The organism is Psychrobacter sp. 1U2 (assembly GCF_051847575.1).
In genome coordinates, this window is record NZ_JBPYDC010000703.1 from 1 (window position 1) to 890 (window position 890).

General features: G+C 30.6%; 1 protein-coding gene. It reads left to right on the forward strand.

The window, feature by feature from the left end:
* Positions 1–570: 570 nt before the first annotated feature.
* On the forward strand, positions 571–890 hold a 320-nt coding region (locus tag ACS8FD_RS18200), incomplete at its 3' end, for a helix-turn-helix domain-containing protein (RefSeq protein WP_439276885.1).

An 890-nucleotide genomic window follows, 5' to 3' on the forward strand; every position in this document is an offset into this window, starting at 1 on the left:
TTGTGTCCGAAATATCATTAATCTCTCCATTACCATGGATTTATTTTACTCTGATTATTCGAAAAGACCCTAAATGCTATTGTTTATATAGTGTAGAAGACTGAGGTATGAAAGTTTTTCTCAGGTGATTTTGTTAATATCGGGGTTTGAACATAAAACTGTTATATAGATTTAAACGCGCTACTGGCATAAACTTTCCTTGCATGCGGCGTTCCCAGAGGCTGCGCAAAATTCATTCCAGTAACGCTATATTCTTTTTAAAGTGCGTCGACTATAGAGAAAAATAGAATTCTATTTCATATTCAAAACAATCCTTGTTAATTGATTCTAGATTAATTATATTTTTATTAATATAAAATAAATCGGGTTAAGCAACATCACTTTATTAAAATCATGAATAGGCCTTTAAAAATTATTGAATAACTAGCTATCGAAGAAATTTAACGCTATATTTTTAATCATTTAAATAAATAAAATTATGTTAAAATAACTATTATTTTTTTGATTATGCATACTAAGTAGTTATAAATTAAATATAATATTATTTTTTAATCTGGTTGAGCTTTGTTTATGTCTAAGGTGTCGTCGATTACCCGAGTACTAGAGATCGTTGAAATTATATCTTATGCTCCAAAACCACTCTCTCCGCTTGAGATATCGCAAATACTAGATATCCCTAAACCTACCACTCATCGATTGATTCAAAATTTAATTAATGAGGGTTTCGTAACAGTTGATATTGGTGGTGGTATAATTCCTGGTAAACGTGTGCGTAATCTGAGCCTTGAGCTTTGGCAACAGGGACAGTTCTTTAATAAGCGACAAATTATTTTACAAAAGCTAGTTGACGAAATTAAGGAAACCTGTGGAATTAGTGTTCCTTATTATAC